The sequence below is a fragment of the Stenotrophomonas sp. TEPEL genome, from assembly GCF_004348785.1.
GTDB classification, from domain to species: Bacteria; Pseudomonadota; Gammaproteobacteria; order Xanthomonadales; family Xanthomonadaceae; genus Stenotrophomonas; species Stenotrophomonas indicatrix.
In genome coordinates this window covers 1,851,504-1,865,883 of record NZ_QQXJ01000001.1, presented here as the reverse complement: position 1 = coordinate 1,865,883, position 14,380 = coordinate 1,851,504, and the positions used below count along the sequence as shown (strand labels likewise).

Annotated in this window: 14 protein-coding genes; 11 read left to right on the top strand and 3 right to left on the bottom strand. The window is 67.2% G+C overall.

The genetic code is table 11. The features are described from left to right. The first annotated feature begins 25 nt into the window (after nucleotides 1-25). The 5 genes from TEP_RS08405 (at nucleotide 26) to TEP_RS08385 (ending at nucleotide 5,208) form a co-directional block, all read left to right on the top strand. Complete coding sequence (locus TEP_RS08405) at nucleotides 26-1,966, top strand: FUSC family protein (protein WP_240790660.1); 1,941 nt, start codon at nucleotides 26-28, stop codon at nucleotides 1,964-1,966. A 4-nt stretch (nucleotides 1,967-1,970) separates the two neighbouring features. Further along, entirely contained in the window at nucleotides 1,971-2,186 is a 216-nt protein-coding gene (locus TEP_RS08400; protein ID WP_132824941.1) for a DUF1656 domain-containing protein, read from the top strand. Continuing rightward, a complete protein-coding gene (locus tag TEP_RS08395) occupies nucleotides 2,183-3,067 on the top strand; it encodes a biotin/lipoyl-binding protein (protein WP_132824940.1) in 885 nt (294 codons plus the stop codon). The genes TEP_RS08400 and TEP_RS08395 overlap by 4 nt, the downstream gene beginning before the upstream one ends. Further along, nucleotides 3,064-4,512 carry an efflux transporter outer membrane subunit gene (locus TEP_RS08390; RefSeq protein ID WP_240790659.1) on the top strand — a complete coding sequence of 483 codons (1,449 nt, stop codon included), beginning with the start codon at nucleotides 3,064-3,066 and terminating at the stop codon, nucleotides 4,510-4,512. The genes TEP_RS08395 and TEP_RS08390 overlap by 4 nt, the downstream gene beginning before the upstream one ends. Nucleotides 4,513-4,593: 81 nt before the next feature. Beyond that, a complete protein-coding gene (locus TEP_RS08385; RefSeq protein WP_132824939.1) occupies nucleotides 4,594-5,208 on the top strand; it encodes a hypothetical protein in 615 nt (204 codons plus the stop codon). 279 nt (nucleotides 5,209-5,487) lie between these two features. Here the strand turns inward: TEP_RS08385 and TEP_RS08380 are convergent, their stop codons facing one another. From TEP_RS08380 to TEP_RS08370, 3 genes are all read right to left on the bottom strand, one after another. Then, complete coding sequence (locus TEP_RS08380) at nucleotides 5,488-6,051, bottom strand: fasciclin domain-containing protein (RefSeq protein ID WP_132824938.1); 564 nt, start codon at nucleotides 6,049-6,051, stop codon at nucleotides 5,488-5,490. Nucleotides 6,052-6,342: 291 nt separating this feature from the next. Beyond that, the gene (locus TEP_RS08375) at nucleotides 6,343-6,990 is read right to left on the bottom strand and encodes a hypothetical protein (protein WP_132824937.1); all 648 of its coding nucleotides are present in this window, start codon (nucleotides 6,988-6,990) and stop codon (nucleotides 6,343-6,345) included. A gap of 232 nt (nucleotides 6,991-7,222) precedes the next feature. Next, complete coding sequence (locus TEP_RS08370) at nucleotides 7,223-8,140, bottom strand: M14 family metallocarboxypeptidase (RefSeq protein WP_132824936.1); 918 nt, start codon at nucleotides 8,138-8,140, stop codon at nucleotides 7,223-7,225. A gap of 144 nt (nucleotides 8,141-8,284) precedes the next feature. On the opposite strand from TEP_RS08370, the gene TEP_RS08365 reads away from it, so the two are divergent. From TEP_RS08365 to TEP_RS08340, 6 genes are all read left to right on the top strand, one after another. Then, nucleotides 8,285-8,938 carry a DUF3348 family protein gene (locus TEP_RS08365; protein ID WP_132824935.1) on the top strand — a complete coding sequence of 218 codons (654 nt, stop codon included), beginning with the start codon at nucleotides 8,285-8,287 and terminating at the stop codon, nucleotides 8,936-8,938. A gap of 10 nt (nucleotides 8,939-8,948) precedes the next feature. Then, on the top strand, nucleotides 8,949-11,213 hold the full coding sequence (locus TEP_RS08360) for a DUF802 domain-containing protein (RefSeq protein ID WP_132824934.1): 2,265 nt from the start codon (nucleotides 8,949-8,951) through the stop codon (nucleotides 11,211-11,213). Further along, entirely contained in the window at nucleotides 11,210-11,869 is a 660-nt protein-coding gene (locus TEP_RS08355; RefSeq protein WP_132824933.1) for an OmpA family protein, read from the top strand. Before TEP_RS08360 ends, TEP_RS08355 begins: the two co-directional genes overlap by 4 nt. Then, complete coding sequence (locus TEP_RS08350; RefSeq protein ID WP_132824932.1) at nucleotides 11,859-12,236, top strand: DUF2894 domain-containing protein; 378 nt, start codon at nucleotides 11,859-11,861, stop codon at nucleotides 12,234-12,236. Before TEP_RS08355 ends, TEP_RS08350 begins: the two co-directional genes overlap by 11 nt. Before the next feature lie 496 nt (nucleotides 12,237-12,732). Next, complete coding sequence (locus tag TEP_RS19895) at nucleotides 12,733-12,891, top strand: hypothetical protein (protein WP_229289859.1); 159 nt, start codon at nucleotides 12,733-12,735, stop codon at nucleotides 12,889-12,891. 22 nt (nucleotides 12,892-12,913) lie between these two features. Beyond that, nucleotides 12,914-14,374, top strand: coding sequence for an esterase-like activity of phytase family protein (locus tag TEP_RS08340; RefSeq protein WP_132824931.1), 1,461 nt, complete (start codon nucleotides 12,914-12,916; stop codon nucleotides 14,372-14,374). Nucleotides 14,375-14,380: the final 6 nt, after the last annotated feature.

Below are 14,380 nucleotides of genomic sequence, written 5' to 3'. Positions count from 1 at the left end.
GGGGCTCGCTGAATACGATGGCGGCATGCACATCCCCGTCCCTACCCGCATCGCGCTGTTGATGTCGCCCGCATTGAAGGGCGACGGCGAAGCGTTGCTGTTCTCGCTCAAATGCCTGCTCGCCGCGATCCTCGGGCTGTATGTCTCGCTGCGCATCGGCCTGACCCGCCCGTTCTGGGTGATCGGCACCGTGTATCTGGTATCGCAGCCGCTCTCAGGGGCAACGCTCAGCCGCGGCCTGTTCCGCCTGCTGGGAACGGTCGGCGGTGCGGTTGCTACGGTGCTGCTGGTGCCGCGGTTCGCCAACGCGCCGCTGGTGTTGAGCGTGGTACTGGCCGCTTGGATGGGCCTGTGCCTGTATTTGGCCATGCTCGACCGCACACCGCGTGCGTACGCCTTCCTGCTGGCCGGGTACACCACCAGCCTGATTGGTTTCCCGGCGGTGATGGTGCCCGATGACGTCTTCACCATCGCCATCACCCGCGTGCAGGAAATCTCCATCGGCATTCTTGCGGCGACACTGGTCCATGGCCTGCTGTTGCCACGCCCGGTCTCACCGCGAGTGCACGCGCGCGTGGCATCGATCCTCGCCGATGCGGAGCGCTGGACGCGGGACATGCGCGCTGGCGCAAACGAAACGGTACTGGCTGCGGATCGCTCCAAGGTAGCCGCGGACCTCCTCGACCTGCACACGCTGTCCATCCACCTGCCGTTCGACAGTGTGCACGGCGTCGCCCAGGTGCAGATCCTGCGCGCACTGCATGACCGGATGCTCGATGTGCTGATGCTGTCCAGCGCCGTGGACGAATCACTGGCCCAGCTGCGCGCGCAGCCCGCCGGCACGGCGCGCACAGCATGGCCGGACCTGCTGCGTGCAGATCTCTGCGCACGTCAGGCCGGACTCGATGCTACGCATCACGACTGCCGGCTGCTGGAAGAGCAGCTGCACGCCGCCCGCCCGGACTGGCGCCGGCATGTACCCGTGCACCTTGCCAGGAAGGCGAACGGTCATGTGCTGCATCGTGACCACCGGATCGCCCTGCGCAGCGCCTTGGGCGCCTTCGTCGGCATCCTACTGGCCTGCGCGCTGTGGATCGCTACTGCGTGGTCCGACGGTGCAACCGCCGTCTCCATCATCGGCACCGCCTGCGTGTTGTTCGGGACCACAGAGGCACCTGCCGGGCATGTCATGCGCTATCTGATCGGGTCGACCATCGGCGTGGTCATCGGGCTGTTCTACGCGCTGGTGATCTTTCCGGGCCTGTCCGATTTCGTCGGCCTGGCCATGGCACTGGCGCCGGCACTGCTGGTGTGTGGCTCGTTCCTCGCCCGCCCGCCGTTCATCATGGGCGCATTGGGGGTAGTGCTCACCTTCCCCCTCATCGCCGGGTTGGGCGCCACCAATGCCACCCACATCGCGGGCGCGCTCAACAGCAGCTTGGCGCTGTTCGTGGGCACGGCGGCGGCGCTGTGCAGCATGTCGCTGTTGCAGACGCTGGACAGCAATCGCAGCCGCGCGCGCCTGCAGGATATGATCCAGCGGGACATCGCACGCCGCGCCGCCGGGCAGGTGCGAAATGCCAGCGACTGGACAAGCCGCATGGTGGATCGGCTTGCGCTGCTTGCCCCTCGCCTGCGCGGCCATCCGGATGCAGCCCCCACGTTGCGGACGCTGTTTGCGGACATGCGCGCGGCCAGTGCCGTGGCCGAACTGCGCGTAATTGGCGGGGCGTTAAATGATCGCCGCAGCCACGACTGCCTGGCCCAGTTGCTGCACAGCGCGTCCGCCCACTTCCGTATCCGTACCTCCACATGCCGCACAGTGGATACGCCGCTGCTGGAATCACTCGAGCGCACACGCGACGTGATCATCGCTGGCAACAACGGCGCATCCGAACGTGTTCTTCCGCTGCTCTGCGGCCTGCGCCGCGACCTGATCGCTCCGTTGATCGTACATGGGGACTGAGTCGATGTTCTCCGATATCTCCATTGACGGCGTCTTCGTTCCCGGCCTGCTGGCGGTGGCACTCATCGCGCTGGCGCTGTCGATGATGGCCTCGCGGCTGCTGGCAAGCCTCGGCCTGTACCGGCTGTTCGCCTATCGCCCGCTGGTGGGCCTTTCGCTGTTCGTGATCCTGGCGGAGCTGCTGATCCAGCTCGCGCCCCAGCTTGAGAAACTGAAATGAAGCACCTGTTGAGTGTCATTGGCCGCTGGAGCGCAACGCTCTGCCTGTCCGCCGTTGCCGTCATCGCGGCGCTGTCCCTGTGGAACCGCTACGAAGCGCAGCCGTGGACGCGCGACGGCCGCGTGCGCGCCGATGTGATCCGCGTGGCGTCGGACATGGGCGGGCTGGTCACACAAGTGCTGGTGCAGGATAACCAGCGGGTGAAAGCCGGGCAGCTGCTGCTGGTGCTGGACCAGCCGCGCTACGCCGCCGCGCTGGACAAGGCCGATGCCGCGGTGAACAGCGCGCAGGCAACGCTTGCCCTTGCCCGCCGTGAATCGAAGCGGGACATCGCGCTGGGCAACCTGGTGGCTTCGGAAACGCGGGAACGCAATGCCGCCAAGGTCGATACCGAAGTGGCCGGCCTTGCACAGGCCCGAGCGGAGCGGCGGGTGGCGCTGCTGAACGTGCAGCGCACCGAAGTGCGCGCCAGCGCCGATGGCATCGTCACCAACCTGGACCTGCACCCGGGCGACTTCCTGCAACCGGGTGCCCAGGCGCTGGCACTGATCGACAGCGCCAGCCTCAGGGTCGAAGGCTATTTCGAAGAAACCAAGCTCAACTGCATCAATGAAGGCGACGCCGCTGTCGCCCGCCTGATGGGCGATGGCCGCGACGTGCATGGGCATGTGGAGAGCATCGCCGCCGGCATTGCCGACGACCAACGCGCGAGCACCCACAACCTGCTGCCATCGGTTGCGTCAACGTATACCTGGGTGCGGCTGGCGCAGCGGATCCCGGTGCGCATCCACTTGGACGACGTGGCACCGGATACACGCCTGATCGTCGGCAGAACCGCCAGCGTGACCATCACTCCGCGCACGCAGGGAGCCTGCAAGTGATCGGCACCGTATCACGCGTGGGTGTACTCGCCTGTGCGCTGTCGCTGGCCGGCTGCGTGTCCGGCCCGGACTACACGCTGCCGGCCAACGCGGTTGCCGCCGCGCCGGCAGCCCGCCGCGCATTCGTATCGAGACACCAGGCGGCCTACGCACAGACCGAGCTGCCGGACCACTGGTGGCAGCTGTATGACGATCCACGGCTCGATGCCTACGTCAGCGAAGCGCTGCGGGCCAATACCGATCTGCGCGCGGCCGATGCCAACCTGCGCCGCGCCACGGCGATGGTGCTGCAGTACCGGGCCGAGGGCTCGGCAAGCACCGACGCAGATGCATCGGCCACGCTGGCCCATGCCGGGGGATATACCTCACCCACCTCACCACCGCAGGTGTATGCGCTCGGCATCCACCTGGCCTACCCACTGGATCTGGCAGGTGGCATCCGCCGCGGTATCGAAGCAGCCAGCGCCGATGCAGAGGCTGTCGCTGCAGCACGTGACCAGGTGCGGGTGGTGGTCGCCGCCGCTGTCACCCGCGCTTATGTCGGCATCTGTTCGACCAACCTCACCCTGGCGGCGACGCAGCGGGTGCTCGCTACGCAGCGCGCTACGTTGGACGCCACCACCCGCTTGGCGGCCGGCGGACGCGGAACCGAGTTCGACGTCAGCCGGGCACGCGCGGCGGCCAACCGCAGTGCGGCGGCGGTGCCGCATCTGGTTGCCGAACGGCAGGCGGCTCTGTTCGAGCTGGCGGCGCTGATGGGACGCGTACCGGCCGACTATCCGCAGGACGTCGCCAACTGCCAACAGCCGCCGCGCCTGCAGCAACCGGTCCCGGTCGGCGATGGTGGCCAGCTGATCCAGCGCCGCCCGGATGTCCGCGCGGCCGAGCGCAGCCTGGCGGCCGCCACCGCGATGATCGGCGTGGAAACGGCAGCCCTGTACCCACAGGTGAGCATCGGCGCGTCCACCGGCACGGCAGGGTCATTCAAGCAGCTGCTGAGCAGCGACAGCCTCGGCGCGTCCTTCGGACCGCTGCTGTCGTGGCGCTGGCCGAACCGCCGCGCAACCCGGGCGCGGATCGATGCGGCCGGCGCCAACGCCGATGCCACGCTGGCATCGTTCGATGGCGTGGTGCTGGACGCGCTGCGGCAGACCGAAACCGCGCTGTCGGCCTACGCGCAGGAGATCGATCGCGAGCACAGCCTTGCCCTCGCCCGCGACGACGCGGCACGTGCCAGCGATCAGGCCGGGCAGTTGTACCGGTTCGGCAGGATCGACTTCATCGACGTGCTGTCTGCCGAGGCCGCGCTGGCCGATGCAGAGTCTGCCCTGGCAGCATCGCGCGCGCAGCTGGGGGACCGTCAGGTGGATCTGTTCCTGGCGCTGGGTGGGGGCTGGGCGGGACCTGGTACCGCCCCGGTATCGACCACGCGGGTCGCGCCATAGAACACTGCCGCATTTCCATTGCCTGCGGTAGAGTGGCGCGGACCTGGCGGGGAGCGCTGGGCACAACCAGGGATCACATGAATGATGTACGCCAAGCAAGGCCGTACCGTTCTTCTGTGCCTGGCCGCAGCCATCATGGTCTTCGGCGCGACCGGCTGCACGTTGAAGAATCCGGCAATGTTGGGGAGCGCGCGGCTTCCGGCCGAACAACAGGTGGTCATCTCCGGGCAGGGAATCTACCCCGAACGCGAGTTGGCACTGAATGTCTTCACCATCGATGGTACGTCGGTGAACGGATTGCGCACGCCCAGCTACCACCTCCCACCGGGGCAGCATACCTTTAGCGTGCAGGCGACCTCCGAAGTGCGCGCCGGTTCGGAGATGGGAATGCTGACATCCACCATGAAGGTCGCCAGGCTGGAGGTCACGATAGACACCGTGGCTGGCCACACCTATGTGCCCAATGCACGCACCCGCGACGGCCGCATTGCGGTCTGGTTCGATGACATGGGACCGGCTTACCCACAGGAATGCCTGCCGTTCTATCGCATCGCTGCGATACGGCCGATCCTGGCGATGTATCGGCACAAGAAGACCTGCAACCTGACCCAACCCGCCGTGCCACCTGCATCGAGGCCGGCTGCGCCGAAGGACATTTCGCCATCGCCGTCGCTGATGCACTATCTGAAATGGTAGTCCGCCATCACCGGTATCCAAGCGTGCAGAAGTGCAACGAATGCGCGTTTCTGTGCCACGAAACATCCACCAAGCAGGTTCATTCAAGCAGCCGTTGCGCAGCGACCGTGTCAGCGCATCCCTCGAACCGCTGCTGATACGTATCGCGGCCGAATTGCCGCGCAGCCCCGGCGCGGGTCGATTCTGGCGGGCACAACACTGATGCCGCGCCGGCGTGGTGAGCGGCTGGCCTGTGAAACCAGCCGCTCCTGCACCGCCATCGAGGCTGCGGCCCTGGGCTTACTTCGGCATCAGCACCGAATCGACCACATGCACCAGGCCGTTGGACTGCCTCACGTCGGCGGTGGTCACCGCAGACTTGCCACCCTTGGCGTCGACCACCCAGACCTTGCCATCCTGCAGCTTCACCGTCAGCGCTTCACCCTGCACCGTTTTCAGCGTGCTGCTGCCACCGTGGCTGCGCGCTGCTGCGGTCAGCTGGGTGGAGGTGTAGGTGCCTGGTACCACGTGATAGGTCAGGATCTGGGTCAGCTTGGCCTTGTTTTCAGGCTTCAGCAGCGTTTCCACGGTGCCTGCAGGCAGCTTGGCGAAAGCCTGGTTGTCGGGAGCAAATACGGTGAACGGACCCTTGCCGCTGAGCGTGTCAACGAGCCCGGCCGCCTTCACAGCGGTCACCAGGGTGCTCAGGTTCTGGGCGGTGGAGGCGTTTTCGACAATGGTCTTGTTCGCGTACATCGGCACGCCACCGACCATCGGGTTGTCGGCGGCAAAGACGGCCGGGGCAGTTGCGCAGGCAACTGCGACGGTGGCGGCAAGGGTCAGGCGCTGGATCTGGGTACGCATGTTCGTGTCCTCGTTGATAGCCCAACCGGGCTGGGGAATGCGCAGCGTTCGCTGCCGTCACTGCACCACCTTGCAGCCATGCGGGAATGCAGGGCATCCGTAGCAGCAGGGAAGAAGCGTTGCGTGCATGAGGGCATACGCCGCAAGCCGATGGCCGGATGCATCGCCTGGCGCTGGGGCAGTGAACGGTTCAACAAGGTGCGTGCCACGTCGCGAGGATGTTCACGGGATCGTGATGCACTGAAGGGCGGAGAGTTGCCGCGATCGGGCCTCCAGGCGGAGGGCGGCGCTTCAGCTTTCGCCGCTGGCCCTGAGCTGGGCACTCAACAAACGCGTCAGGGTCCTGCGTGCAAACCAGCCCTGCAGTTGCTTGGCCTTGATGGTCTTGGCCATGAGACAGGGCGCGCCTTCCACGGTGTGGTCGATGTGGTAGCAGCGCGAGGCGCCACAGAGCTCGGCCTGGCTGGCGGTCACGATGACCACGGTCACCTCCAGGCTGGTGAAGGCGATATCCGCCTTGATGTCCGGGTTCTCAGTGCCGGCACGGTCGATGAGCGTGCGGAAGCGGCCCAGGTCGCGTTCTCCGCCGCTGCTGAGGGGCCCCACGTTGGTGGCGCGCCGGATGTCCTCCTCCTCTCCGGGGACAGCGTTGTTCCAATGTTCGGTGCGCTCGGGAATGACTGCGCGGACGACCTTGCCGCCCGGCTCGATCAGATCGATGACCACATCCAGCAGATACACCGGCTCCAGCCCAAGATTGGTCACAAAACAATGCGCATCCAGATGCTTGCCCGCACCGGAGGTGATCAGGATGGATGGCCGTTGCTGGCGGCGGTAGCTGCGCAGGAACACGCTCAGATAGACCACCCAGATCAGCGCCGTTACGCAGGTCATGGCGGCGGTGATCAGAGGTGCAAGGTGAAGCAGATTCTGGAGCATTCCCGATGGTGTCCCACGCAGATTCGCTGGAGAGGACATCATCGCGGTTGCATCGCTCGCGGGCCGTGAAGCGAGGGCGAAGACCGCATCTCTGCATTGTTGCCGGCTGCCGTCAGCGCCCGGCTTGGTCGACGCGCCCAACAATCGTCGTCAGCGGGCCGAAGGAACTGACTGGCCCGGCTGCGCACCGCAGCGGCCGAGCGAGGCCCCGGCGCCGCAATGCGACACCCGATCAGTTGGCCAGGGCGAAATCCAACCCCGCGCACACCGCCGCCACCTGGGCGTCGTTGCATTCCTGCGGGTTGGTGCGTGGGCTGTCCGGGTACACCTCGGTGGTGGTGGCATACAACGCATCGGTGAAGCCGGCGCATGCACCAATCGAGCGCGACTCGCCCCATACCACGCCCAGCGACTGCAGCGGCATGCCCACCAGATTGCCTTCGGCGTCGGCCGGGGCAATGTGGGTGATCGGCGCCACGGCGGCGATCAGCGCCTTCTGGAATTCGTGCTGCGGGTCTTCGCTGTTGCCGATCACATAGAAGCCATCGGGAATGGTGTCGCGCTCGAACGGCTTGCCGTCCCGGGCGCAGCGGGCCGGGTCGAACTCGTGCAGATCGCTGTCGGTGGTCTCGTGCAGGTCCAGGTGCACCCGGATGTTGGCCTTGCGTTCGGCCACCCAGCGCATCAGCGAGGCGGCTTCCTCGATCAGGCCGCCGTCACGGAAGCTGCGGTTGGGATCGATGGCATTGGGGTTCCAGCGCTGGATGCGCTCGTAGCCCCACGGGCTGACGCACGGGGCCACGATCAGGTTGTAGCGGCCCAGGTAGCGCTCGGCGTGCTGTTCCAGGAACTGCAGGGCGCCATGCACGCCGCTGGTTTCGTAGCCATGCACGCCGCCAGTGACCAGCGCGGTCGGCAGGGCCGGGTTCCAGTCGTGGTTCACCGCCGCGAACAGCGGGTAGTGGTCCGGGGCGTAGTCCAGCTGGCCGTACTGCACGACGTCGAAGCGCTCGTCCAGCCGCTCCAGCGCGGTCACCACATCTTCGTGGTAGCTGCGCTGCCGCTGTTGGCGGGCCCGCCACTGCGCGCGTTCGGCGTCGCCCCAGGGCTGTCCGGGGGTGCCGATCGGGTAGAACTGCGCAACGGTCATCTCAAGCTCCAGAAGTCGGGGTGCGGTGGTACAGCCGACCATTTTAAGCCTTGTGGCCCGATCGGTGCCGCCCCTCGCCCCCGCCTTCATACGGCCGGCCTCATCTGGTTGTAAAATCAACGGTTTTTGGCCCCCACCCCCTTGATGGCGAACGCAGCGCAGCCGGTCGTGGATGGACCGGACTTCCTCCGTCTGCTCGCCCGTCTCAGCGACGGCGCGATGCCGGCCTCCAGTCCCGCCCTGACCGATCGCCTCGGCCAGTGGGTGGACTGGAGCCGTGCCGTGGCCCTTGCCGGGGCGCTGGATCGCCGCCTGGCTGAACCTGCCGAGGCCGCCGAAGCGCTGGATGACCTGCTGGCCGATTGCGCCCAGGCCGAAGCGAGCCTGTTGGCCTCGCTGAGCGAGGATGCCGAGGCCGAGCGCCTGCTGGACCTGGCCGAGGCCGCCGCCGCACCGAACTTCGCTTCGTTGCGGCAGCGCTACCGCGTGCTGCAGCAGGCCGTCCAGACCGCTACCGGCCGCCTGCGCGGCCGCCTGCGCGACCAGCTGGTGCAGGCGTCACCGGAGCTGGCGCGGCTGGCCGAGGTCGATGCGGTGATGGAGCAGACCTTGAGCCCGCGCGAGCACAGCCTGCTTGCCACCGCCCCGGCGGTGCTGGGTGCCCGATTCGAACGCGTGCACGGCCAGCCCGGCTGGCGCGCGTCCTTCCGCCACGACATGCGCACGCTGCTGCTCGCCGAGCTGCAACTGCGCTTCCACCCGATCCAGGGGCTGCTTGCCGCCCTGCGCTCACACTGACCGGAACACCATGTCCAGAACTGTTTTCCACGTCCTTGTCTTCCTTGCTGGCCTGCTGGCCGTGTGCTGGATCGGCGTCGGCTATGTCTCGGTGCACCCGCTGGGTGCAGCCGTGGCAGCGATCATCGCAGCCTGCTACATCGCCGGTGGCGTGGAGCTGTACCGCTACCGGCAGGCCAGCAATGGCCTGCGCGCCGCACTGGCTGACCTTTCGCTGGCCAAGGGAAGCCTGGCACCGTGGCTGGAGCGTGTGCCGCTGGGCCTGCGCAATGCCGTGCGCCTGCGCGTGGAAGGCGAACGCACCGCCCTGCCCTCGCCGGTGCTGACGCCCTATCTGGTAGGCCTGCTGGTGCTGCTGGGCATGCTCGGCACGCTGCTGGGCATGATGGACACCCTGCGCGGCACCGGCCTGGCGCTGCAGAGTGCCACCGACATGGCGGCCATCCGCGGCTCACTGGCCTCGCCGGTGCAGGGCCTGGCGGTGGCCTTCGGCACGTCCATCGCCGGCGTGGCCAGCTCGGCCATGCTGGGCCTGCTGTCGGCACTGCTGCGCCGCGACCGCCTGCAGGTGGTGCAGCAGCTGGACCGCGCCATCGCCACTGACCTGCATCCGTATTCGCAAGCCTGGCAGCGTGCCGAGTCGCTGCGCCTGCTGCAGTCGCAGTCTGCGGCGCTGCCTACGCTGATCGATCGCCTGCAGGCGATGACCAGCACCTTCGAACAGCACAGCGCGGCCGCCAACGAGCGCCTGCTGGCCGGTCAGGCCGAGTTCCTGACGCAGAGCCAGGCGTTGCAGGAACGCCTGGCCACCTCGCTGCAGCAGTCGTTGCGCGAAGGTGCCGAAGCCAGTGCCGCGGCCATTGGCGGCGCGCTGCAACCGATGGCCGAAACCACCCTGGCCGGTCTGGCCAGCCACGGCCAGGCGCTGCATTCGCGTGTCGAACAGGCCGTGCAGCAGCAGTTGAACGGTCTGGCCGAGGGCTTCGAGCGCAGCCGCGTGGCGACCGAAGCGAGCTGGGCCAAGGTAGTGGCCGAACAGACCGGCGCGCAGCAGGCGCTGGTTGCCGAACTGCGCCAGCATCTGCAGTCCTTCAGCGAAGCCCAGAGCACGCAGGGTGAAGCCCTGGTGGCACGCATCGGCGAGCGCCTGCAGGCCGATGCCAGCAGCAACGCCGAGGCCTGGCGCGCTGCTGCCGAACAGCAGCACGCATTGAACAGTGAGCTGGTCGAGCGCCAGCAGCAGGCGCTGCAGCATGCCAGCAGCCACCTGGATGACCGTGCGCAGGCGCTGCTGCAGGCACTGGATGAGCGCCACGCCGCCGGCCAGTCGCTGCTGCAGGAACACGAGCAGCAGCGACTGCAGGATTGGCAGGCCGCACAGGCCGCCACCGCCACGGCGCATGCCGAACTGCAGGCCGGCCTGGATGCACGCGAACAGCAGCGCCAGCTGCGTTGGGATGCGGTAAGCACCGAGTTGCAGCAGGCACACGCAGCGTTGCAGGCCCAGCTGCTGGCAAGCGACGAACAGCGCCTGCAGTGCTGGAGCGATGCGTTGCAGAGCGTTTCGGCCGATCTGGCCGAGCGCCTGCAGGCCAATGGCCAGCGCCTTGCCGAACAGCAGCAGCAGGTCTGCGACACGTTGGCTCAGACCGCGCAGCAGATCGGCGAGAACGGCCGTGCCCAGGCCAGCGCCACGCTGGCCGAAGTGTCCACCCTGCTGCAGACTGCGGCCGCGGCACCGAAGGCCGCCGCCGAGGTCATCAACGAACTGCGCAGCACCCTGTCCGAAAGCCTGGTGCGCGACAACAGGATGCTGGAAGAACGCGGCCACCTGCTGGCGACCGTGCAGACCCTGCTGGAGGCGATCAACCACGCCTCGCACGAGCAGCGCACCGCTGTGGATGCACTGGTCGGAGGCTCAGCCGAACTGCTGGAACGCGTCGGCAACCGTTTCAGCGACCATATCGCGGCCGAGACTGGCAAGCTCGATGGCATCGCCACGTTGCTCAATGGCAGTGCCGGTGAAGTGGGCCAGCTGGCCGGCACGTTCGGGGCTGCCGTCGAGCAGTTCGGCACCGCTTCGGCAGAGCTCTCCGGGCGCCTGGAGCAGATCGGCGGTGCGCTGGATGCCTCGCTGGCGCGCAGCGATGAGCAGTTGGCGTACTACGTGGCGCAGGCGCGCGAGGTGGTCGACCTCAGCCTGCTGTCACAGAAGCAGGTGATGGAAGAACTGCAGCAGCTGGCCGCGCGCCGCGGCAAGGCCGGCAGCGCATGAGCGACGAGCTGGAGGTCGACGGCGGCTCACACGCCCCGATCTGGGCGGCATTCGGCGATCTGATGTCGGTGCTGCTGGGCGCGTTCGTGCTGGTCCTGGTCGGCGTGGTCGCCGTGCAGCTGGAGCTGTCGCAGCGCCTGGACCAGGAAGTCAAGCAGCGCCAGGCCGAAGCCAAGCGACTGCAGACGCTGGAGCAGGCGCTGGCCGGCCCGCTCGCCGCCGGCCGGGTGACGCTGGTGAATGGCCGCATCGGCATCAGCGGCAGCGTGCTGTTCGCGCTGAACTCGGACCAGCTGCAGCCGGAAGGCCAGGAACTGCTGCGCAGCCTGGCCGCGCCGCTGGCGGCCTATCTCGGCACGCGCGAAGAGATCCTGATGGTCAGCGGTTTCACCGATGACGCACCGGTGCGGGAAGGCAACCGCCGCTTCGCCGACAACTGGGAGCTGTCCGCGCAGCGCTCGCTGACGGTGACCCGTACCCTGATCGCCGACGGCGTACCGGCCGATGCGGTGTTCGCCGCGGCGTTCGGCAGCGAGCAGCCGGTCAGCTCCAATGCCAACGAAGATGGCCGCGCGCGCAACCGCCGCGTTGAGATCGCGCCGATTCCCAAGCCGAAGGTTGCTGCGCCGGGCGAGAAGAACGGCAATGGCAGCTGAGTCCTCGCCATTGGACGGGTTGCGCGCCCTGGTGCGCGATCTGGATGCCGGCTCGCGCGCGCTGCCGCACTACCCGCAGATACCGATGCTGGAGGATGTGCGGCGCGAGTGGTCCGAGCTGCGCAGCGAACTGCAGGTGCGACGCTCGCTGCGCACCGAAGCCCCAGCCGACGGCGGCCCGCTGAACTCGGCGGTGCTGGTGCAGCGCATGCTGGACACGATGCAGGCAACCAGCCCCGGATATCTGCGCCACTTCATCGACTATGTCGATACGCTGTCGTGGCTGCAGGCGTTGCAGGATGGTGCCGCCAGCAGCGGTGATGCAGCCAAACCCAAACGCACACGCAAGCCGCGCAACGCAGGTTGACGGATAACGGTAGTGCCGGCCGCTGGCCGGCAGCCTCATGAGCCCTCCGCGGCATCCCGCAGTTGCCGGCCAGCGGCCGGCACTACCCGCCCGTATGTCCGCAGATGAAGCTGCGGGCATTGCAGGATGCGACGCTAAAGTGCACACGCAGCAACGCGGGTTGACCGATACCGGTAGTGCCGGCCGCTGGCCGGCAGCCTCATGAACCCTCCGCAGCATCCCGCAGTTGCCGGCCAGCGGCCGGCACTACCCGCGCGTGATGTCCGCAGATGACCATGTCACCAGACAGTCATCTGTCCAGTGCACCCTATTCACGTTGATCGCGCGGCGCCCAAGGCGCCCGAGACCGCATCGCATGTCTGCCCTTTCATCTGCTCGAGCAGCTGCTGGCCACCGAAATCACCTGGCGCGACAACGGCTGGGCCAGCCTGCACGGCAAGTACACCGGCGAACGCTTCCAGGCCTGTACCGACCACAGGGGTTTTGGGGCTACACCGTGTTCGACCTGGCCGGTGGCTACGATCTGGGTCAGGTTGGCTTCGCCAGCAAGCTGGACTCGAGCGTGTTGGCACCCAGCGACCCACCGGGAAAGCTGCATGTGTTCCATGCGTCGGCACCCCGCCAGGTGTTCGGTACCATCGACGTCCGCTTCTGATCGCCGGCCGAGGAGTCCATTGATGTCCGTTACTGCCCTGCTGTTGGCTGCGCTTGCTGTCAGCGGCTACAACGCACCGCATGAAGCCACCGGCGCACCACCCCGCATCGTGCAGGTGGCCGGCTTTACCTACGTGGACAAGGGATTGGTCGCCGCCGGTCGTTTGCCGGCCGGCACCGTAGACTTCCTCGGCGATACGCTGGGTTCGTTCTCGTCATTGGCGGTGCAGCCGGGCACGTGGCGGCGTACCGCGCGTGGCTATGAAGGGGTGCTGTGGACCCTGCCCGACCGCGGGCGCAACGATCCGGAGGCCGGCCTGTTCTATGACTACGCTGGTCGCCTGGAGCGCATGCAGCTGCGCATCGACTGGCCGGCGAGCAAGCCAGAGAGCTTCGGCACGCTGACGATGAAGCCGGAAAAGGGGCTGGTGCTGAAGGACTACAACGGCCAGCCATTCACCGGTGCCGACCCCGGTGATCACACCATCATCCAGCGTGGCGTTGTGCTGCCCTCACCCGCCGTGGGCGCGGGGGCCGGCAAGGTCGCGCTTGATGCCGAATCGCTGCAGTTCACTGCCGACGGCCACTTCTACATCGGCGACGAGTACACCGCCAACGTCTATTACTTCAACGCACAGGGCCAGCTGCAGGGCGTGATCGTGCCGCCGCAGGCGATCCAGCCACAACGTGATGGCAAGCCTGCCTTTGGATCGTTGGCCCCGCCGCAGAGCGGGCGCCGCAACAACCAGGGCGTGGAAGGCATGGGCCTGTCGCCCGACGGCACACGGCTGTTTGTTGCCCTGCAGAGCGCGCTGATGCAGGACAGCGCGGCGGGCAATGCCGCCGGCCGCATCAACACCCGCGTGCTGGTCTACGACGTGTCTGCCAACCCGACGCCGACGCAACCGGTGGGCCACCATGTGATGATCCTGCCCGCCTACGCCCATGACGGCAAAGGCAAGCTCGACCGCACCGCTGCACAGAGCGAGCTGCGTGCGCTGGACAACGAGCGTTTCCTGATGCTGGCGCGCGATGGCAATGGACTGGGCAAGGAGGGCGACGACCCGATCGTCTATAAGTCGGTGCTGCTGGTGAACGTGGCGCAGGCCTTCAATCTGGTGGATACGGCCTATGAGACCGGCACGGCATCGGTGCTGGCCGATCCCGCTGACGCCATGTTGAAGACCGGCATCGTGCCCGCCAAGGTCAATGAGGTGCTGAACCTGCTCGACCGGCCGCAGCTGGCCCGGGCCGGGCTGGACCTGGACACAGGGCGTGGCCCTCACCCGGGATTGCTGTCGGAGAAGTGGGAAGCAATGGACGTGTTGCCGGCGCTTGATCCAGAGCACCCGAACGACGTACTGCTGCTGATCGGCAACGACAACGACTTCACCGCCCGCAACTGCCGCATGCAGGGCGAGCACTGCGACAGTGCGTACGACAACGACAACCGGGTGCTGGTGTATCGGCTCACCCTGCCGTAGTGGCCG